Below are 16581 nucleotides of genomic sequence, written 5' to 3'. Positions count from 1 at the left end.
TCAGGACTCCTTGCCGCGGTGAGAATCCCACTCGAAGGGCACCACCACCCCGCCGCCCTCGCGCAGGCGGTCATAGCACCGCTCGCCCATGGCGTGGCGCAGTTGGCCGGCCTCCAGGTTGGAGATCACCACCGTGGGGCGCATCTGCTCGTAGCGCCCGTTGATGATCGAAAAAAGGGTGGTCAGCTCGAACTCGCTCGGCTGCTCCTTGCTGACCCCGACCTCATCCAGAACCAGCAGTGAAGGCTCGATCAGGCTGGCCAGGATGTCGGCCTCGGACTGTTCGCTTTGGCGGTCGTATGTCGCCCGGATGGATTGCAGGACGGCCCCGACCGTCCGGTATACGGCGGTGGCCGAGGTGTTGCGCATCAGCTCGTTGGCCATGCCGGCACCCAGATGGGTCTTGCCGGTACCGACCTTGCCCAGCAGCATCAGGCACCGGCCGGTGCGCTCGATTTCCTCGAAGGCCGCCACGTAGCGAGTGCAGTAGGCCAGGGCTTTGCGCTGCCCTTCGTGGTCGACGCGGTAGTTGGCCAGGGTGCGGTCGGAGAAGCGCTTCGGGATCAGCGCCGAACCAAGCTTGCGGGTCATGGCCTCACGCTTCAGGCGGGTATCTTCGGCCTGCTGCTTGGCCTCTCGCTCGGCAATGGCGGCCTTCTCGCACTCCGGGCACCGGCCGACGATTTCGCGCCCCATGAGCATGGTCACACGTTGCTCGAAGTCGCCGTGATGCTCGCAATGCGCAGGCTGGACGCGGAAGCCGGCGGCGTTTCGCACCTCGGACATGGTGATCACCGATTCAGATCGCATATGTACCGTCCTCGCGCTCGGTCAGGCCGCCGGTGTAGTCGCGGTCACTGAAACCGTGGTGGCGGCTGTTGGGGTTAGCAGGCAGCTGGGCGGCGAGACGTTTGGTCACCCAGTCCACCTCGAATCCGCGCCATCCGTTCTCGACGGCGACCTCCAGGGCCTGGGCAGGCTGAATGCCGAATGCCTTGCACTGCTCCAGCTTGGCATTCAGGCCGGACCAGATCCTGGCAGTCACCGGGGCTTTTGCGGCCTTGCGGACAGTCAGGTAGTCAGCGATCAGCGACTCATCCAGGCCGTGCGGGTTGTCGGCCAGCATGGCGACCTTCCCGAATGGCGCCTTGCGGTCAGCCTTGGCCGGAGTCGGCTGCTCATCGCTGGGGGGGCATGTATTTTCTTTCGAAGAAAGAAATACATAGGGGGTTAGATTCTTAGAATAAAGAAGGGACTCGGCGGTTTTGGTCTGTTTCGGCTCTTCTCCGATTCGGACCACTTGAGCCGACTCGGCTGTTTTGGGCTGTTTCGGATCAGTGACGTAAACCCAGTCTTTCGGGGCATTCACGCCGATGTCACCCCGGGCACCACCCTCGCGGAACAACACACGACGGCGCAGCAGACTGGATATCGCCTTGGATACGGAATCAGGGTGGGCGTTGATGGCCGTTGCGATGTCGGTCGCCGGGATGCGCTGAGCGCCCGCGCCGAAGTTGATGGTGGCCTTGGCCACGTACAGCACAATCTTCATCTCCCTGGCCGGGAGATCGATAGCCAACAGGCCATCCATGAGCTGATTGTCCATCCGGGTGAACCCCCTGGACTTGTCAAGTGGGACTATGTTTGTCATGCTTAAACCCGTTGAAATGCTGTAGAGAAAGCCGCCCTGCCAGGCGGTTTTTTTATGCCCGCAATTCGGGCGTTATGGGTGTCCGGTGCATCCGTGGTAGCTTTTTGCTTCCACACAACAAGGTCCAAGGAGACCGGACATGGAAGATGAAGTGATCACTCCTTTCGAAATTGGGGTTCTTGCTGCACTGACTCTGGTTGGCAAAGCAGTAGCGCTGAACCCTCAACTGGACGTTGAAGTGCTGAAACGCGATGCTGCGGCAGTGCTCTCGAAGCTTCCTGAGAACCCTCAGTGGAAAGGCGGCAGGAGCATACTGCGCACTCCGATTGAGGAACTTCTTGCTGGTATTGAGAAAGTGAAGCGGTAGAAATTTGGGCGGCGATGAAAGCCAGCTTTTCGCTTGCATCGCCGTCCACTGGGAATTGCTGGTCCATCTGCTCTCTCCTACTGGTTAAATTCACAGCTGGTTCAGTTCACTACTGGCGCAAGGCCAGGTCACGCATAATTCTTCACGTCAGGCAGCGGTCTTGCCCGTAACTGGTTGGCAGAGCTCTTTCGCTGTTACAGCGCCATGGGTGAGCTCTTCCGCAAGAAACGCCCGCTTTGCGCTCATGGTGTGAGCGCCGGTGGACCAATACGAAACGGCGGCCTGACTTACACCGAGCGCAGCAGCTGTCTTCGCTTGCCCGCCAAAGAAACCGACGAGCTTTTCGATGGGGGTCATGGATTCAACTCCTGATAAGCGTGCTTATACTGTATGAATAAGGAGCCTTATTTGCAAGCCTATAAGTTGCCTTATAGATTCCACGCCATGGACACCCTCGCAGATCGAATCAAGGCAGCTCGCAAGCATGCTCAGCTGACTCAGCGCTCCCTGGCCGAAAAGGTCGGCGTAGAGCAGCCCGTCATTTCCCAACTTGAAACCGGGAAGAACCTTCGCAGCGTTCACCTCACCAAGATTGCCCAGGTATGCCGGGTGAATCCCCTCTGGCTGGCTGAAGGCATCGGCCAAATGGACCAATCCTCAGTCCAGCCAGGAAACCAGCCTATAACTCACGAGCTGGAACTGCTTGGTGAGCTGTCGGCCTGGGACGAAGGCGATCCGCTTGATGAAGATGATTGTGAAGTCCCGTACTTCGCTGAAGTTGAGTTTTCAGGTGGCAACGGAATGACTGAAGTAATCGAGGTGGCGAACCGCAAATTGCGTTTCAGTTGTGCAACACTCCGTGCCGCTGGTGTCGACAAGAAGAGCGCGGCAGTCGCGCGCGTGAAAGGCCGCAGCATGGAGCGCTTGATCCTTGATGGCGCTGCGATCGGCTTCGACATGAGCGACACGTCGATCATCGACGGCGAGATCTACGCCTTCAATCACGGCGGCATGCTGCGCACCAAGTACCTCTATCGCCTACCGCAAGGGGCGATCCGTATCAGCAGCGAGAATGACGACGAGTACCCCGATGAAGTCATGACGGCCGAGCAATGGAATGACGAAGTTCGCATGCTCGGCCGGGTCTTCTGGTGGTCCACCGTTCGAAGATCTCCCCGTCGTAAGTAACTCGCCGCCCCAACCAAGCCCGCAAATGCGGGCTTTTTCATGCCTTCGTGAAAATTTATAAGCGTGCTTATTGACACCAAAGATAAGCGTACTTATATTTTGCCTATGCCGGATCGACACCGGCCGCAGCAAAGGCAGCGATGGACAGGCCTCAACGGTCCAGAGGGGTGGCAACTGCCCCGGGCGCGCAGCGTAAAGCGCCAATGCAGTTATCCAGCGGGAGAACAAGCCGAACGGCCCGCGGCTGGAGGAACAATTAGCAAACACCCGGCCCGTCGCCAGTAGCGAGGCCGGGGAGATTTCACCACCTGCCCTTGCAATCAGGGGCAGGCGGGAAATCAACAGGCCTACCTGGCGCCAACCTTCTTCGCAATCTGCTCAATGAGATGCACCTCTTGAGCATTCATTGCAGAAATTGCGCACCCGCAGGAAGCGCATTGGACAAAGTAAATAACGTGACCACTGCCGGCCACCTTCGTTTGGGTGGCCAGCTCAAACATCGTCGACTCGCACTTCGGGCACCGGGTCGTCAAAGCCATTTCATAACTCCATTTTTTGCAGGTGATCCTAAAGGCTAGCACTTCGCCAGCATTCAGCCAGCAAACCTCCCAGAGAGACATCATGGACACGATCACCATCGGCACATGGATTGGCCATCTTGGCCGGGGCTTGGCTCCCCGCGAGCTGGAATGCGTTCTTGATATCGCCCGCGGGATGACCTCGAAAGAGATCGCCCGCCACTTCGGCATCAGCGAGGGTGGCGTCGAGAAGCGCATCGCCGCCGCTATGTACAAGCTCGACGTGCCCCGCCGCGCCGCTCTGGTCGCAGAAGCCATGCGCCGCCAGATCATCAGCCCGCTCTGCATCGCCCTCGCCTGCCTCATAGCGATGCATGCGGTGATCAACGACAGCGACCCAATGCGCCGCGACCGCCGCGCGCCGGATCGCCGCACCGCCCAAGTTCGAATCGTTCGCCGGGCCGAGGCCCTGGAACTTCACGCCTGACTCTACCGAGGATCATCCCATGCATTCAGCAATGCACCCTGCTTTCGAGCAGAAGCTTGCCGTGCTCGAGCGCAGCAAATCCGTGAGGGCCGAGGCAATCGCCAAGGTCGGCCAGCCCGCCCCGCGATTCCAGGCCTCGAACAAGGGCAGCACCTGGGATGTAGTCGAGATCGCGACAGGTGCCGTGCACGGCTTCGCGTACAGCTACCAGGCAGCCATGCGGTTTGTGGATGCGATGGAGGCAGGCGCAGCGACAAAGCGGGGTGGCCTGCAGTGAATGGCACACCAACCCCAGACCATCGTGAAGCGGTGCTGGCCCAGCTCAATGCGAGCATCGATAGCTTCTTTCTCGACGGCGGCCAGGTGCAAAGCCTGCCGACCAAAGATTACGTGCCGCGGCGCGCGCACCGCGATCTTGAGCCAGCACGAGCGCAAGCCGCTCCGCTGAATACCCGCACTGAAAGACGCCGGAAGCGCATCGAAGAAGTGCGCGAACTGGCGAAGCGCATGACTTATGCCGAAGCGGCTGCACACACCGGCCTGTCACTGAGCTGCCTGGGAAGTTACGCCCTCGATGGCCAATTCAAATTCAAGCCGGATCCAAGGCGCGGCAAGGGCAATCTGGGCAAGAAGCTCAGCGACCCGGCGACCGACAGGGACAAAGCGGATCAGATCATCGCTTACCGCAACCTCTGCATGACCAGGTATCAGGTGGTGCGGCTGATGAAGATCTCAGACAAGCAGCTAAAGCGGCTGCTTCGTGAGTTCGATATCAATTTCCCGACCACCGCCGAAAAGCGAGCAAAACGCAAAGCATGAAACGCATCACCGCGCGCGTCCGGCACGGCCGGCGCCAGCAGCACATCAATCTGCCGCCCAGCGGGATCACAGACGATCAAGGAGACGCGACGCATGAGAGTCGACCTTCCTGGACAGTTCGACCTGCCGATTCAGGTTGCTCACCAAGCACCCCCACCCCCAATCGGAAGCAAGGAAGAACTGGCTGAGCGCATAGCTAAGGCGCTGATCAAGTACGAATCGCGGCCATCTTCGGCCCTCTGGATCGAAATCCAGGCCTGCGCTAAGGCCATCCTGAAGTAACAACACCCCCGAGTTATCACGCACCCGCCACCAGTCATGGAGAGCGGCTTATACCCTGGAGAAAGTCATGACCCAACTTGCACTGCAATCCATCGCCGCCGCCGACCTGCCAGAGCGCGGCCAACCGCTGGCTGGCGGCATCTTCGTTACCCGCTACTGGCTGAACGGCCAAGAGCGTGCCCTGGTGCTGATGCCTGACGAGTTCGAAGGCGCCTGGGGCGAATACGGCACCAAGATCGAAGGCGCTGGCAGCTACAGCGACGGCGAGGCCAATACCCGCGCCATGGCCGAGGCCGGCAGCCAGATCGCCATCAAGGCCCTGGAGCTGGGCGCATTCATCCCGTCCTGCCTGGAAGGCCAATTGTTGATGGCCGCGAAAGCCGATGGCCTGGTCACCCTGCGCGAAGACGGCTGGCACTGGCTTAGTTCGCAGCGCTCCGCCCTCAACGCCTACAGCGTGGACTTTGGGGGTGGCTGGCTCGACAGCGGCCGCAAGGACAGCGAGTTTCTCGTCCGCCCCGTCCGCAGCCTCATCCTTCAGTAATTCACCTCTTCATTCCTTTCTCTGCAGGCGATTCCGGGTTCGCCAGGAAAGCGTTCAGACCAGAAGCACGCCGGGAAGCGCCGGCCGCCTGCCCCAATTTTCATAAGGAGCACCCATGGAGCAAGTCAACATCAGCATTGACGCCAGTGTGGCGTCCCGAATCATCCAGCGCGAGTTCGACCGGCTTCTTAACTACGCGGCTGTCGATGCCGCGACCGCCGGATTCCCAGCCCTGGGTTCGTACTGGCCAGGCCAAGGCGGTTACAACGCCGGCCTGGTGCGCGGCGAGAACGGTGCACCGGACTACTACCTCATTGTGCCGCTGCTGACCGAGCAGCTGAGCGCGGCCTGGGGCGGATCTGGCAAGGAAGTCGATGGCGCGTCCAGCGCCAGCGATGGCTTAGCCAACACGCGTGCTCTGCTGGCAGATAGCAAGGAGCACCCAGCTGCGAAGCTGGCTAGCGAATTCACCGCGGATGGCCACAGCGACTTTTACCTGCCTGCCCGGCGCGAGTTGCAACTGGCAGAGGCGAACGTGCCAGAGCTGTTCGAGAAGAGCTATCACTGGTCATCTTCGCAGCGCTCCGCCGACATCGCCTACTTCATGGACTTTGAGGGTGGCTGGCTCCGCTACGGCCACAAGTGCAACGAGTTTCTCGTCCGCCCCGTCCGCAGATTTATTCCGTAATCCAATTCTTCATTCCTGGGCGCCTCGGCGCCCTCGTTTTTAGGAGGCCAGGATGGCCCTGCACACAGAGCTTGAGATCCACAAGGTGGCCGAGGAGCTGCTTGGCCTGTCGCTCGACCTGGTTCGAAACATCCCGCGCGACCTCAAGCAGGTCGTAGGGTCAAAGATCCGTGACGAGTGCCTTCAAGCCCTGGTGCTGATTGGTCGGGCCAACATGGCTAGGGACAAGCTCCCCCACCTGAATCTCCTGCTCGAAAGCGTCTGGATGCTGAACTACCTGCTACGCGCCCTCACCAACAAGGGCTTGATCAGCAAGGGTCAGCACGCAAAGGCAATGAAGCTAACGGCCTCCGTAGGTCGCCAGGCCAACGCCTGGAAGAAATCCGCAACCGCGTCCGCTGCTTGAGGGTTACGGCCCTCTTGCCTGCACGCTGAATCTGGTCGTGCCGCTGATCTGTGATCACCGCCATGCGCAGCACGGATACCGCCAGCAGATGCTGGCAGGTCCGGCGCAGTTTCCAGGCTGAGCAATCGGCCTGGCGACGTAGATAGCACGATAGGTCGCAGCGCTCCGCCAACAACGCCTACAACATGGACTTTGAGGATGGCTGGCTCAACAACAACCACAAGAACAACGAGTTTCTCGTCCGCCCCGTCCGCAGATTCGCCCGTTGCGAGTTTTACCTTCGAGGAATTGGCGCAGGCCTATTACGACTGCCGCCGGCACAAGCGGAACACCGCGAGTGCCCGCCGATTCGAAGTCGATATGGAAGCCAATCTCCTCGATCTATTCGACGAGCTGCAGGGTGGCACCTACCAGCCCGGCCGCTCAATCTGTTTTGTGGTCACCCGGCCAAAGGCCCGCGAGGTGTGGGCTGCCGAATTCCGCGACCGCATCGTGCATCACCTGCTGTACAACCGCATCGGCCCCGACATCGAGCGCAGCTTCATAGCGGACAGTTGCGCTTGTATCCCGGGGCGCGGCACGCTGTACGCCGGTAAGCGCATGGAAGCGAAGATCCGCAGCCAGACGCAGAACTGGTCGAAGCAAGGCTTCTACCTCAAGTGCGACCTGGCCAACTTCTTTGTGTCGATCGACAAGCGTGTGCTTGGTCGCCAGCTGAGGGACAGGATCAATGATCCGTGGTTTAGGCAGCTGGCCCTGCAGGTGCTCATGCATGACCCGCGTGAGAACTACGTGGAGCGCAGCCCTGCGCACCTGTTCAACCAGGTACCGCAGCACAAACGGCTGACCGCGCAGCCGGCATATCTTGGCCTGCCCATCGGCAACCTGTCGTCGCAGTTCTTCGCCAACGTCTACCTCGACGCCCTGGATAAGTTCTGCAAGCACACACTCAAGGCAAAGCATTACATCCGCTACGTCGACGACTTCGTGCTGCTGCATGAGTCGCCGCAGCGACTGAACGATTGGCTGCGCCAGATTGAAGCCTTCCTACCACGTCTGGGAGTCAGGCTCAATCCTTCGAAGACCATCCTGCAGCCGATTGACCGCGGCGTGGACTTCGTTGGGCATGTGATCAAGCCCTGGCGGCGAACCACCCGCAAGAAGTCGGTAGCTCAAGCTATGAAGCGCACAGCCGCAGCGACTACAGAGAACCTGCGCGAGACGGCCAACAGCTACTTCGGCTTGCTCAACCAAGCCAGCCACAGCCAGAAGGACCGCGCAGCACTGGCCAACCTGGTGCTGCAGCGCGGGCATGTGGTCAACAGCGATCTCACCCAGACTTACCGAAAGCGATGAAAAGAGAACATCCGCACTCCACCCAGCTTTAACCCCTCTCCCCTCTATTCACTGCCGCGATATGGCGGCCAAGGACGAAGTCATGCCTGAAGAAAAGCAACTGATTCAGCCGGTAGCCATTGAGCGTGATGAGCACGGTTTCTGGACGCACCCTGCCTGGCCATCCACAGACGAGGAGTTGATTCCCTATGCCTGGTTCTATGATCGCGGCCTGGACGTAAAGCAAGTTGAGTTCGAGTACGACGCACCCGAAACCCTGCAGGCAGCCTGGTACCACGACGGAACGGCAGATTGCACCAGCTGGAACCCTACGCAACCGGCGGGTGATGGCTGGTTCATCTTCTCCATCCATGACACCGAGGATGGCCCGATCTGCGTGTGGATTCGCCACAAGGTGCAGCCATGACCCGCCTCGCCCTCTGCCTCCTGCTGCTGGCCACCGGCGCCAGCGCAACCGAGAACGTTATCGACGTGCAGCACGACAGCCAGCGCGGCGTCACCTGCTACCTGCTCAACGGGGTTGGCATCAGCTGCATCCCCGACAGCCAGCTGCAGGCCGGCAACCAGCGCCAGCTCTCCCCGCACGAAACACAACCCGAACCTACACCCGCACTGGCGCCTGGGCGCTGGATTGATGAGAGGTATGAGCTGTGAGCAAGAGGAAAACGCAATTCACCATCGTCTCCAGCGATGAACTGGAAGCCCTGCGCCTGGACAGGGCTCGCCTGAATGCCATCGAGTCCTGCTGCTGGGACGTCATCTTCGAAAGCCATTCGAACGGCATGGACGGTGACTACACCATCGGCATCGAGATCGTTGGTCACTACATGGGCAAGCCCAACCGGCGCGTGCTTGGGGAGAACTACAACGAAAACCTTCGCGCCGCCATCGACCAGGCGCTCACCGCTGAGGCGTATCCTCCACAGCGCCCGGAGTACGACCAGTATGGCAATCCCGAGCGGAGGCGCGCATGACCGACCTGATCGAAGTGAAGACGGCAGACCTAGCCGGCGAAGCGCTGGGCTGGGCCGTTGGCAAAGCCGAAGGGCTGAACCTTGAACTGGTCCCGCCGCAGTACGGCAACCCCTGGAGGGTGTTCGCCCGGTACCAGGGCCAGGCCATCGAGCACACCAAACGCTACAACCCGTGGGAAGACTGGGCGCTGGGCGGGCCACTGATTGAACGAATCGACCCAGAAGAGCGCCGAGTTCCCAAAGTGCTTGGCGGCGGCCGCGGCGCAGAGGTTTGGGTCGATCTCGGTGACGGCGATGCCCGGGCGGGATTAGGTAGCGGTGAAAACCGTTTGATCGCAGCAACCCGCGCCTACGTCGCCGCCAAGCTCGGCGATACCGTCCAGGTGCCCAAGGAGCTGATGCCATGACCGAACAAAGCACAAAGGAATTCTACTCTGTCGATCAAGCCTCTCAGCATGCTGCTGAATGGTGCAAACGCAATCCCGCATGGCGCCGGATCTGCGATATCCCGGATATCTCCGTGTTCGAAAAAACCTACGATGAGATTCCAAAGCGCGAGCGTGCCTACTGGGAAAAGAACGGCGGAGAAGAATGCTGGCGTGAATTCGGTGCCGGGGGAACCAAGGTGCCTACCGGATTCATCTCTGGAAAGGGCGAGTTTTTCGACCACGTCCTCAAGGTTCCACTCCGTCACAACATGATGATGGTGTACCGCGTCGGCAAGAGGTGGAAGCCATGATCGCCCTCGCCTACATGGCCTACCTGATCTACAGGGGGCCGCGATGAAGCTGCTCTACCGTATCAATCGCTGGCTTCCATTCGGCGGCCTGCCGATCGCCAAGATCCAACATGGCCGCAACACCTGCACCTTGTACAAGAACGGCTGGGTACTCATCAGCGACGGAAAGAGCACCGACGCTCTCCCGATAAACTTCACCAGCCAGGCCCTGGTCGACGCGTTCGCCGCCGAACTCGCCTAACCCCTCCCCCAACTACTCAAGCCCGCCGACATGCGCGGGCATGGAGAGCTATTGCCATGACGAAACACAAACACACGCCCGGCCCATGGGAAGTCCTGAACGAAACCGAGGTCTTCACCGGCCTCGGCGCCGACAGTGGTGATGGCGTGAAGGCGCTCCCCTCTGACGGCTGGATGATCGCTGATTGCGGCGACTGCGTGACCTTCACCGAGATCGGACCTGCTGAACTCAGCCGGGATCTGCGCCGGGCCAACGCCAAGCTGATCGCCGCGGCGCCCCTGCTGCTGAGGGATCTGATCGAAGCCGCTGCCCAGCTGCGCAAGTACGAAGCCCTGCACCGTGCCAAGGGCACCGCCGACAGCCTGGCAAAGGCCGAGGTCAACGCCGAACTGGCATCGCGCTTCGAGCAGACCATCGCCCAGGCCACGACCTGACCACCAACCTGCCGCCACCGGCGGCGTGGAGACACGCATGGCGAATGCCACAGCAGCAAAGCCCTCAAGCATTCAGCCGCGGTTCATCCGGTTCGGCGATGCGCCTGGGTATCTCGGCATGTGCCGGGATGAGTTCAACAAGACGGTCAGGCCGAACGTGCGGGAATTTCCAATCGGCAAGCAGGGCGTTGCCTTTGACCGCCAGGAGCTTGATGAGTGGGCGGACGCCTACATCGAGGCCAAGGCGATTGAAAAAGCCACCGGACAGGACAACAATCGGCCCCGCAGCGAGCGCCGAGGAGATGATACATGGCGCGAAAAACGATCACCGGCCTCTACGAGAAGGGCGGTGTCTGGCAAATCGATAAAGTCTACAAAGGGGAGCGAATTCGAGAGAGTACTGGAACTGGTGACCGGGAAGAGGCAGAGCAGTACCTGATCCACAAGCTCGAGCAACTGCGTCAAAGGAAGGTGTATGGCGTTCGGCAGGTGCACACCTGGGAGGAGGCGGCAATGCGCTACCTCCTTGAGGTCAAGGATCAGCCATCCATCCACCTCACTGCCTTGTGCATGAAGCAGCTTCACCCGTACCTGGGCCACCTGCCGCTGACGCACATCGATGACCAGGCGCTGGAGCCGTTCATCAGGGATCGGCAGACAGAAAAGGTTCTGCCGGATGGGACCATTGAAAAGGCCGTGAGCAACCGGACGATCAACATCGCCATCGAGCGCGCGGTCCGGGTTTTGACGCTCTGCGCCAGGAAGTGGCGAGACGATGATCGCCGGCCCTGGCTGGACAGTGTGCCCATGCTCAGGAAGCTCGAAGAGAAGAAGTCGAGCCGCAAGCCCTACCCAATGTCATGGGAGGAGCAGTCGATCCTCTTCAACGAATTGCCTGGCCACCTGCAAACGATGGCCCTGTTCAAGGTAAACACGGGCTGCCGGGAGCAAGAGGTGTGCAAGCTGAGGTGGGATTGGGAGATATCGGTGCCGGAACTGGGAACCAGTGTTTTCCTGATCCCTGCTGACTTCGGCGGGAGACACGCCCGGTCGGGCGTAAAGAATGGCGACGAGCGCCTGGTGGTGCTGAACAACGTGGCCAAGTCGATCATTGAAAGGCAGCGCGGGATCAGCAAGGAATGGGTATTCCCATACAACGGCACCGCGATGCACCGGATGAACGACTCGGCATGGAAGAAGGCACGGGTGAGAGCGGCGAAACTCTGGCAGGAGGAAAACCTTCGCCCCGCTCACCCTGGATATGCCTCGATCAGGATTCACGACTTGAAGCACACCTTCGGTCGACGACTGCGGGCAGCAGGCGTTACTGAAGAGGATCGGAAGTCACTGCTCGGGCACAAGAACGGCAGCATCACCAGCCACTATTCCGGCGCTGAGCTGGGCAAGCTGATTGAGGCTGCGAACATGGTATCAACAACTGACTCTCGCGGGCCGGTGTTGACGATCTTGAAGAGGAAAATCGGATGAAGTCCCGAAAAACTCCCCACATGCAAAAACGAAAAAGCCACCCGAAGGTGGCTAAGTCGTTGAAATATATGGTCGGGACGGAGTGATTCGAACACTCGACCCCTTGCACCCCATGCAAGTGCGCTACCGGGCTGCGCTACGCCCCGACTGGGCTTTGAAGCATGTTCTCAATAGTGCCGAGAACGTTGAAGAATTTACCCTAACCTCCTGATAAATGGAAGCTTTTTTTCAAAAAAATTCCATTCACCCTTAACAGGTCACTTCTTCAACACTACCAACACATCCTCCAACTCAACAATCATCTGCCGAATCAGCTGTTTGTACTGGCTCGATTCATCCTTCACCTCATCACTGGAGAGCCGTAACCGCGCCCCGCCAATGGTAAACCCCTGATCATAAAGCAGCGCACGAATCTGGCGAATCATCAGCACGTCTTGGCGCTGATAATACCGCCGATTCCCCCGCCGCTTCACAGGGTTGAGCTGAGGAAACTCCTGCTCCCAATACCGCAGCACGTGTGGCTTTACGGCACACAACTCACTCACTTCACCGATGGTGAAGTAGCGTTTGCCCGGTATGGGGGGCAGTTCGTCGTTATGGCTTGGTTCCAGCATAGGCCTCAACCCGGGCCTTCAACTTCTGCCCTGGACGAAAGGTGACGACGCGCCGTGCAGTGATCGGGATCTCTTCCCCTGTCTTGGGGTTGCGGCCCGGCCGCTGGCGTTTGTCGCGAAGGTCGAAGTTGCCGAAACCGGACAGCTTGACCTGCTCGTTCTCTTCAAGTGCGTGCCGAATTTCTTCAAAAAACAGCTCGACCAACTCCTTGGCCTCACGCTTGTTAAGCCCCAGCTCCTCGTACAGCCTTTCGGCCATCTCAGCTTTCGTCAGAGCACCCATGCCGTTATTTCCTTAACGTGGTGTTCAACCTTTGTTCGAGCGAGGTGAGGATGTTTTGCAGGGTAGTGTTCACCTCATCGTCGTTAAGAGTGCGCGATGGATGCTGCCAGGTCAAGCCGACGGCAAGGCTTTTTCTATCAGGATCAATGCCTTTACCTTGGTAGACGTCAAACAGCCTGAGGTCTGTAAGCCATTCGCCTGCATTGTCACGAATTACTTCAAGCACCGAACTAGAAGCCACATCACGTCCTGCGATCAACGCCAGGTCACGACGGGTTTCCGGGAACTTGGAGAGTTCGCTGAACTTCGGCAGGCGGCCTTCGACCACGTCACCGAGCACCAGCTCGAAGACGAACACCGGGCGGTCCAGGTCCAGGGCCTTGGCGAGCTCTGGGTGCAGGGCGCCGAGGTAGCCGACTTCCTTGCCGTCGCGTTCGATGCGGGCAGTCTGGCCTGGGTGCAGGGCGTGGTGTTTGCCCGCGACGAAGGTGAAGTCGCTCAGGGCTCCGGAGTAACCCAGCAGGGCTTCCACGTCAGCCTTGACGTCGAAGAAATCGATGCTGTCGCGACCGTTGGCCCAGCCTTCCGGCAGGCGGCTGCCGGTGACGACGCCGGCGATCATCGGTTGCTGCTTGAGGTCGCCCAGCTGGCCGACGAAGCGCAGGCCGCTCTCGAACAGACGCACGCGGTCTTGCTGGCGGTTGAGGTTGTGCTGCAAAGCCTTGACCAGGCCCGGCCACAGCGACGCACGCATGGCGGCCATGTCGCTGGAGATGGGGTTGGCCAGCAGCAGCGGCTCTACGCCTGGGGTGAACAGCTCGAACAGTTTCGGGTCGATGAAGCTGTAAGTGATGGCTTCCTGGTAACCACGGGCGACCAGCAGGCGGCGCAGGTTCGGCAGCTCGCCACGGGTTTCCGGGCGGGCTTGCGGGGCCAGGCGGGCTTGCGGGTAGCGAACTGGCAGGTTGTTGTAGCCGTACAGGCGGGCCAGCTCCTCGATCAGGTCGACTTCCAGGCTGATGTCGAAGCGGTGGCTCGGGACATTGACGGTCCACTGCCCTGCCCCGTTCGCCGTCGTGGTTAGCTCCAGGGCATTGAGCATCTGCTCGACCTGGGCGGCGTCCAGCTCCATGCCAAGCATCTGGGTGATGCGTTCGGCGCGCAGGGTCACCGGTGCGACTTGCGGCAGGTGCTGTTCACTGACGGCTTCGACGATCGGGCCGGCTTCGCCGCCGACGATGTCCAGCAGCAGCTGGGTAGCACGCTCCATGGCCTCGCGGGCAAGCTGCGAGTCGACGCCGCGCTCGTAGCGGTGCGAGGCATCGGTGTGCAGGCCGTAGGAGCGGGCCTTGCCGGCGACGGAAATTGGCTCGAAGAAAGCGCTTTCCAGGAACAGGTCGCGGGTCTTTTTGGTGTTGACGCCGCTGTGCTCACCACCCATGACGCCGGCGATGGCCAAGGCGCGGGTGTGGTCGGCAATGACCAAGGTGTCGGCGCGCAACGCGACTTCCTGGCCGTCGAGCAGGACGAGCTTCTCGCCCTCTTCGGCCATGCGTACGCGGATGCCGCCATTGATTTCGGCGAGGTCGAAGGCATGCATCGGCTGGCCGAGCTCGAGCATCACGTAGTTGGTGATGTCGACGGCGGCGTCGATGCTGCGCACGTCGCTGCGGCGCAGGCGTTCAACCATCCACAGCGGGGTCGGCTTGCTCAGGTCGACGTTGCGGATGACGCGGCCCAGGTAGCGTGGGCAAGCGGCCGGCGCGGACACGTCGACCGCGCGCACTTCGTCATGGGCGGCTGGCACGGCAGGCACTACCGGGCGGGTGACCGGGACGTTGTACAGGGCGCTGACGTCGCGCGCCAGGCCGGCCAGGGACAGGCAGTCACCGCGGTTCGGGGTGAGGCCGATCTCGATGCTGGCGTCGTCCAGGTTCAGATACTGGCGAATGTCTTCACCCACCGGGGCATCGGCTGCCAGTTCCAGCAGGCCGTCGTTCTCTTCGCTGATCTGCAGCTCGGCCGCCGAGCACAACATGCCGAAGGACTCGACGCCGCGCAGCTTGGCCTTCTTGATCTTGAAGTCGCCTGGCAGTTCGGCGCCGATCATGGCGAACGGGATCTTGATGCCGGGGCGTGCGTTCGGCGCGCCACATACCACCTGGAAGGTTTCCTGGCCGTTGCTGACCTGGCAGACGCGCAGTTTGTCGGCGTCCGGGTGCTGTTCGGTGGCGAGGATCTCGCCCACGACGATGCCGCTGAACTGGCCGGCAGCGGGGGTTACGCTGTCGACTTCAAGGCCGGCCATGGACAGGCGGGCGACCAGTTCATCACGGGAGACTTGCGGGTTTACCCAACCGCGCAGCCACTGTTCACTGAATTTCATGCTGTTCTCCTAGAAATTGCGTCGATTGGGCCTAGCGGAATTGGGCCAGGAACCGCAGGTCGTTGTCGAAGAACAGACGCAAATCGTTGACGCCATAACGCAGCATGGCCAAGCGCTCGGCGCCCATGCCGAAGGCGAAGCCCTGGAACTCTTCCGGGTCGATGCCGGACATGCGCAGCACATTCGGGTGCACCATGCCGCAGCCCATGACTTCCAGCCAGCCGGTCTGCTTGCACACGCGGCAGCCCTTGCCGGAACACATCACGCACTGGATGTCGACTTCGGCGGACGGCTCGGTGAAGGGGAAGAACGACGGGCGGAAGCGCACGGCCAGTTCTTTCTCGAAGAAGACGCGCAGAAATTCTTCGATGGTGCCCTTGAGGTCGGCGAAGTTGATGTCGCGATCGATCAGCAGGCCTTCGACCTGGTGGAACATCGGCGAGTGGGTGATATCCGAGTCGCAGCGGTAGACGCGGCCTGGGCAGACAATGCGAATCGGCGGCTGAGTGGACTCCATGGTCCGTACCTGCACCGGCGAGGTGTGGGTACGCAGCAGCATATTGGCATTGAAGTAGAAGGTGTCGTGCATCGCCCGGGCCGGGTGGTGGCCGGGGATGTTGAGCGCTTCGAAGTTGTGGTAGTCGTCTTCCACCTCGGGGCCTTCGGCAATGCCGTAGCCGATGTGGGTAAAGAACTGCTCGATGCGCTCGAGTGTACGGGTGATCGGGTGCAGGCCACCGGTGGCCTGGCCACGGCCTGGCAGGGTCACATCAATGCATTCGGCCGCCAGGCGAGCGCTGAGCTCGGCCTCTTCAAAGGCTGCTTTGCGTGCGTTGAGCACCTCGGTGACGCGCTCTTTGGCGTCGTTGATCAGCGCGCCGACTTTCGGCCGCTCTTCGGCTGGCAGGTTGCCCAGGGTCTTCATCACCTGGGTCAGTTCGCCCTTCTTGCCGAGATACTGAACCCGGATCTGTTCCAGGGCATTGATGTCTTCAGCGCGCTCCACTGCTTCCAGGGCTTGGGAGACCAGCGCATCCAGGTTTTCCATGTACAGACTCCAGATACGAAAATAGGGGAAGAGCTTTGAAGGCTCTTCCCCTATCGATGACGTTTTAC

26 protein-coding genes and 1 tRNA gene are annotated in these 16581 nt (G+C 60.5%); 19 read left to right on the top strand and 8 right to left on the bottom strand.

All coding sequences use genetic code 11. The features are described 5' to 3' along the window. Positions 1–810, bottom strand: coding sequence for an ATP-binding protein (locus tag L6D80_RS24400; RefSeq protein ID WP_176515896.1), 810 nt, complete (start codon positions 808–810; stop codon positions 1–3). Next, positions 800–1651 carry a replication protein gene (locus L6D80_RS24395; protein ID WP_176515898.1) on the bottom strand — a complete coding sequence of 284 codons (852 nt, stop codon included), beginning with the start codon at positions 1649–1651 and terminating at the stop codon, positions 800–802. The genes L6D80_RS24400 and L6D80_RS24395 overlap by 11 nt, the downstream gene beginning before the upstream one ends. Before the next feature lie 139 nt (positions 1652–1790). Between L6D80_RS24395 and L6D80_RS24390 the strand changes: the two genes are divergently transcribed. Further along, positions 1791–2018 (top strand): hypothetical protein, encoded by a 228-nt coding sequence (locus L6D80_RS24390; protein ID WP_176515900.1) that lies wholly within the window; start codon positions 1791–1793, stop codon positions 2016–2018. A 147-nt stretch (positions 2019–2165) separates the two neighbouring features. Here L6D80_RS24390 and L6D80_RS24385 read toward each other — a convergent pair whose 3' ends face one another. Beyond that, a complete protein-coding gene (locus L6D80_RS24385) occupies positions 2166–2375 on the bottom strand; it encodes a transcriptional regulator (protein ID WP_176515902.1) in 210 nt (69 codons plus the stop codon). Between the two features lie 87 nt (positions 2376–2462). Here L6D80_RS24385 and L6D80_RS24380 point away from each other — a divergent pair, with 87 nt between their 5' ends. The 18 genes from L6D80_RS24380 (at position 2463) to L6D80_RS24295 (ending at position 12182) form a co-directional block, all read left to right on the top strand. After that, positions 2463–3206 carry an XRE family transcriptional regulator gene (locus L6D80_RS24380; RefSeq protein WP_236183076.1) on the top strand — a complete coding sequence of 248 codons (744 nt, stop codon included), beginning with the start codon at positions 2463–2465 and terminating at the stop codon, positions 3204–3206. A gap of 621 nt (positions 3207–3827) precedes the next feature. After that, on the top strand, positions 3828–4211 hold the full coding sequence (locus L6D80_RS24375; RefSeq protein WP_176515906.1) for a response regulator transcription factor: 384 nt from the start codon (positions 3828–3830) through the stop codon (positions 4209–4211). Between the two features lie 19 nt (positions 4212–4230). Next, positions 4231–4488, top strand: coding sequence for a hypothetical protein (locus L6D80_RS24370; RefSeq protein WP_176515908.1), 258 nt, complete (start codon positions 4231–4233; stop codon positions 4486–4488). After that, entirely contained in the window at positions 4485–5030 is a 546-nt protein-coding gene (locus tag L6D80_RS24365; protein ID WP_176515910.1) for a hypothetical protein, read from the top strand. The genes L6D80_RS24370 and L6D80_RS24365 overlap by 4 nt, the downstream gene beginning before the upstream one ends. 93 nt (positions 5031–5123) lie before the next feature. Further along, positions 5124–5312 (top strand): hypothetical protein, encoded by a 189-nt coding sequence (locus L6D80_RS24360; protein ID WP_176515912.1) that lies wholly within the window; start codon positions 5124–5126, stop codon positions 5310–5312. 67 nt (positions 5313–5379) lie between these two features. Further along, complete coding sequence (locus L6D80_RS24355) at positions 5380–5856, top strand: Lcl C-terminal domain-containing protein (RefSeq protein WP_176515914.1); 477 nt, start codon at positions 5380–5382, stop codon at positions 5854–5856. 115 nt (positions 5857–5971) lie between these two features. Next, entirely contained in the window at positions 5972–6544 is a 573-nt protein-coding gene (locus L6D80_RS24350; protein ID WP_176515916.1) for a DUF1566 domain-containing protein, read from the top strand. 52 nt (positions 6545–6596) lie between these two features. Beyond that, positions 6597–6950, top strand: a complete 354-nt coding sequence (locus L6D80_RS24345) for a four helix bundle protein (RefSeq protein ID WP_054882108.1) — start codon at positions 6597–6599, stop codon at positions 6948–6950. Positions 6951–7148: 198 nt separating this feature from the next. Then, a complete protein-coding gene (locus tag L6D80_RS24340) occupies positions 7149–8306 on the top strand; it encodes an RNA-directed DNA polymerase (RefSeq protein WP_176515918.1) in 1158 nt (385 codons plus the stop codon). Between the two features lie 82 nt (positions 8307–8388). Beyond that, a complete protein-coding gene (locus tag L6D80_RS24335) occupies positions 8389–8712 on the top strand; it encodes a hypothetical protein (protein WP_176515920.1) in 324 nt (107 codons plus the stop codon). Further along, positions 8709–8960 carry a hypothetical protein gene (locus L6D80_RS24330; protein WP_069017417.1) on the top strand — a complete coding sequence of 84 codons (252 nt, stop codon included), beginning with the start codon at positions 8709–8711 and terminating at the stop codon, positions 8958–8960. The genes L6D80_RS24335 and L6D80_RS24330 overlap by 4 nt, the downstream gene beginning before the upstream one ends. Then, on the top strand, positions 8957–9280 hold the full coding sequence (locus L6D80_RS24325) for a hypothetical protein (RefSeq protein ID WP_176515922.1): 324 nt from the start codon (positions 8957–8959) through the stop codon (positions 9278–9280). The genes L6D80_RS24330 and L6D80_RS24325 overlap by 4 nt, the downstream gene beginning before the upstream one ends. Then, entirely contained in the window at positions 9277–9687 is a 411-nt protein-coding gene (locus L6D80_RS24320) for a DUF2591 domain-containing protein (protein ID WP_176515923.1), read from the top strand. Before L6D80_RS24325 ends, L6D80_RS24320 begins: the two co-directional genes overlap by 4 nt. Then, entirely contained in the window at positions 9684–10019 is a 336-nt protein-coding gene (locus L6D80_RS24315; protein ID WP_176515925.1) for a hypothetical protein, read from the top strand. The genes L6D80_RS24320 and L6D80_RS24315 overlap by 4 nt, the downstream gene beginning before the upstream one ends. 43 nt (positions 10020–10062) lie before the next feature. Beyond that, positions 10063–10260, top strand: coding sequence for a hypothetical protein (locus L6D80_RS24310; protein ID WP_176515927.1), 198 nt, complete (start codon positions 10063–10065; stop codon positions 10258–10260). Between the two features lie 56 nt (positions 10261–10316). Next, positions 10317–10694, top strand: a complete 378-nt coding sequence (locus L6D80_RS24305) for a hypothetical protein (protein WP_176515928.1) — start codon at positions 10317–10319, stop codon at positions 10692–10694. A gap of 37 nt (positions 10695–10731) precedes the next feature. Then, the gene (locus tag L6D80_RS24300) at positions 10732–11133 is read left to right on the top strand and encodes a hypothetical protein (RefSeq protein ID WP_236183074.1); all 402 of its coding nucleotides are present in this window, start codon (positions 10732–10734) and stop codon (positions 11131–11133) included. After that, a complete protein-coding gene (locus L6D80_RS24295) occupies positions 11019–12182 on the top strand; it encodes a tyrosine-type recombinase/integrase (protein ID WP_236183080.1) in 1164 nt (387 codons plus the stop codon). The genes L6D80_RS24300 and L6D80_RS24295 overlap by 115 nt, the downstream gene beginning before the upstream one ends. Positions 12183–12251: 69 nt before the next feature. Here the strand turns inward: L6D80_RS24295 and L6D80_RS24290 are convergent. The 5 genes from L6D80_RS24290 to pheS form a co-directional block, all read right to left on the bottom strand. After that, positions 12252–12328: transfer RNA gene (locus L6D80_RS24290), tRNA-Pro, on the bottom strand. A 111-nt stretch (positions 12329–12439) separates the two neighbouring features. Next, the gene (locus L6D80_RS24285) at positions 12440–12796 is read right to left on the bottom strand and encodes a MerR family transcriptional regulator (protein WP_008100384.1); all 357 of its coding nucleotides are present in this window, start codon (positions 12794–12796) and stop codon (positions 12440–12442) included. Further along, positions 12777–13079: an integration host factor subunit alpha gene (gene ihfA, locus L6D80_RS24280; protein WP_003250679.1), complete on the bottom strand. Its 303-nt coding sequence runs from the start codon at positions 13077–13079 to the stop codon at positions 12777–12779. Before ihfA ends, L6D80_RS24285 begins: the two co-directional genes overlap by 20 nt. A 4-nt stretch (positions 13080–13083) precedes the next feature. Further along, the gene (pheT, locus tag L6D80_RS24275) at positions 13084–15465 is read right to left on the bottom strand and encodes a phenylalanine--tRNA ligase subunit beta (protein WP_176515931.1); all 2382 of its coding nucleotides are present in this window, start codon (positions 15463–15465) and stop codon (positions 13084–13086) included. A gap of 31 nt (positions 15466–15496) precedes the next feature. Further along, the gene (pheS, locus tag L6D80_RS24270; RefSeq protein WP_016391494.1) at positions 15497–16513 is read right to left on the bottom strand and encodes a phenylalanine--tRNA ligase subunit alpha; all 1017 of its coding nucleotides are present in this window, start codon (positions 16511–16513) and stop codon (positions 15497–15499) included. Positions 16514–16581 lie beyond the last annotated feature (68 nt).

The sequence above is a fragment of the Pseudomonas ceruminis genome (assembly GCF_021602025.1).
Lineage (GTDB): Bacteria > Pseudomonadota > Gammaproteobacteria > Pseudomonadales > Pseudomonadaceae > Aquipseudomonas > Aquipseudomonas ceruminis.
The sequence above is the reverse complement of the archived record's forward strand: the minus strand, read 5'-3'. Positions and strand labels throughout refer to the sequence as shown.

Bases quoted from the DNA above. Each gene is read 5' to 3' on its own strand.
- L6D80_RS24400 (WP_176515896.1), bottom strand. From the start codon at position 810: ATGCGATCTGAATCGGTGATCACCATGTCCGAGGTGCGAAACGCCGCC.
- L6D80_RS24395 (WP_176515898.1), bottom strand. From the start codon at position 1,651: ATGACAAACATAGTCCCACTTGACAAGTCCAGGGGGTTCACCCGGATG.
- L6D80_RS24390 (WP_176515900.1), top strand. From the start codon at position 1,791: ATGGAAGATGAAGTGATCACTCCTTTCGAAATTGGGGTTCTTGCTGCA.
- L6D80_RS24385 (WP_176515902.1), bottom strand. From the start codon at position 2,375: ATGACCCCCATCGAAAAGCTCGTCGGTTTCTTTGGCGGGCAAGCGAAG.
- L6D80_RS24380 (WP_236183076.1), top strand. From the start codon at position 2,463: ATGGACACCCTCGCAGATCGAATCAAGGCAGCTCGCAAGCATGCTCAG.
- L6D80_RS24375 (WP_176515906.1), top strand. From the start codon at position 3,828: ATGGACACGATCACCATCGGCACATGGATTGGCCATCTTGGCCGGGGC.
- L6D80_RS24370 (WP_176515908.1), top strand. From the start codon at position 4,231: ATGCATTCAGCAATGCACCCTGCTTTCGAGCAGAAGCTTGCCGTGCTC.
- L6D80_RS24360 (WP_176515912.1), top strand. From the start codon at position 5,124: ATGAGAGTCGACCTTCCTGGACAGTTCGACCTGCCGATTCAGGTTGCT.
- L6D80_RS24355 (WP_176515914.1), top strand. From the start codon at position 5,380: ATGACCCAACTTGCACTGCAATCCATCGCCGCCGCCGACCTGCCAGAG.
- L6D80_RS24350 (WP_176515916.1), top strand. From the start codon at position 5,972: ATGGAGCAAGTCAACATCAGCATTGACGCCAGTGTGGCGTCCCGAATC.
- L6D80_RS24345 (WP_054882108.1), top strand. From the start codon at position 6,597: ATGGCCCTGCACACAGAGCTTGAGATCCACAAGGTGGCCGAGGAGCTG.
- L6D80_RS24340 (WP_176515918.1), top strand. From the start codon at position 7,149: ATGGCTGGCTCAACAACAACCACAAGAACAACGAGTTTCTCGTCCGCC.
- L6D80_RS24335 (WP_176515920.1), top strand. From the start codon at position 8,389: ATGCCTGAAGAAAAGCAACTGATTCAGCCGGTAGCCATTGAGCGTGAT.
- L6D80_RS24330 (WP_069017417.1), top strand. From the start codon at position 8,709: ATGACCCGCCTCGCCCTCTGCCTCCTGCTGCTGGCCACCGGCGCCAGC.
- L6D80_RS24320 (WP_176515923.1), top strand. From the start codon at position 9,277: ATGACCGACCTGATCGAAGTGAAGACGGCAGACCTAGCCGGCGAAGCG.
- L6D80_RS24315 (WP_176515925.1), top strand. From the start codon at position 9,684: ATGACCGAACAAAGCACAAAGGAATTCTACTCTGTCGATCAAGCCTCT.
- L6D80_RS24310 (WP_176515927.1), top strand. From the start codon at position 10,063: ATGAAGCTGCTCTACCGTATCAATCGCTGGCTTCCATTCGGCGGCCTG.
- L6D80_RS24305 (WP_176515928.1), top strand. From the start codon at position 10,317: ATGACGAAACACAAACACACGCCCGGCCCATGGGAAGTCCTGAACGAA.
- L6D80_RS24300 (WP_236183074.1), top strand. From the start codon at position 10,732: ATGGCGAATGCCACAGCAGCAAAGCCCTCAAGCATTCAGCCGCGGTTC.
- L6D80_RS24285 (WP_008100384.1), bottom strand. From the start codon at position 12,796: ATGCTGGAACCAAGCCATAACGACGAACTGCCCCCCATACCGGGCAAA.
- ihfA (WP_003250679.1), bottom strand. From the start codon at position 13,079: ATGGGTGCTCTGACGAAAGCTGAGATGGCCGAAAGGCTGTACGAGGAG.
- pheT (WP_176515931.1), bottom strand. From the start codon at position 15,465: ATGAAATTCAGTGAACAGTGGCTGCGCGGTTGGGTAAACCCGCAAGTC.
- pheS (WP_016391494.1), bottom strand. From the start codon at position 16,513: ATGGAAAACCTGGATGCGCTGGTCTCCCAAGCCCTGGAAGCAGTGGAG.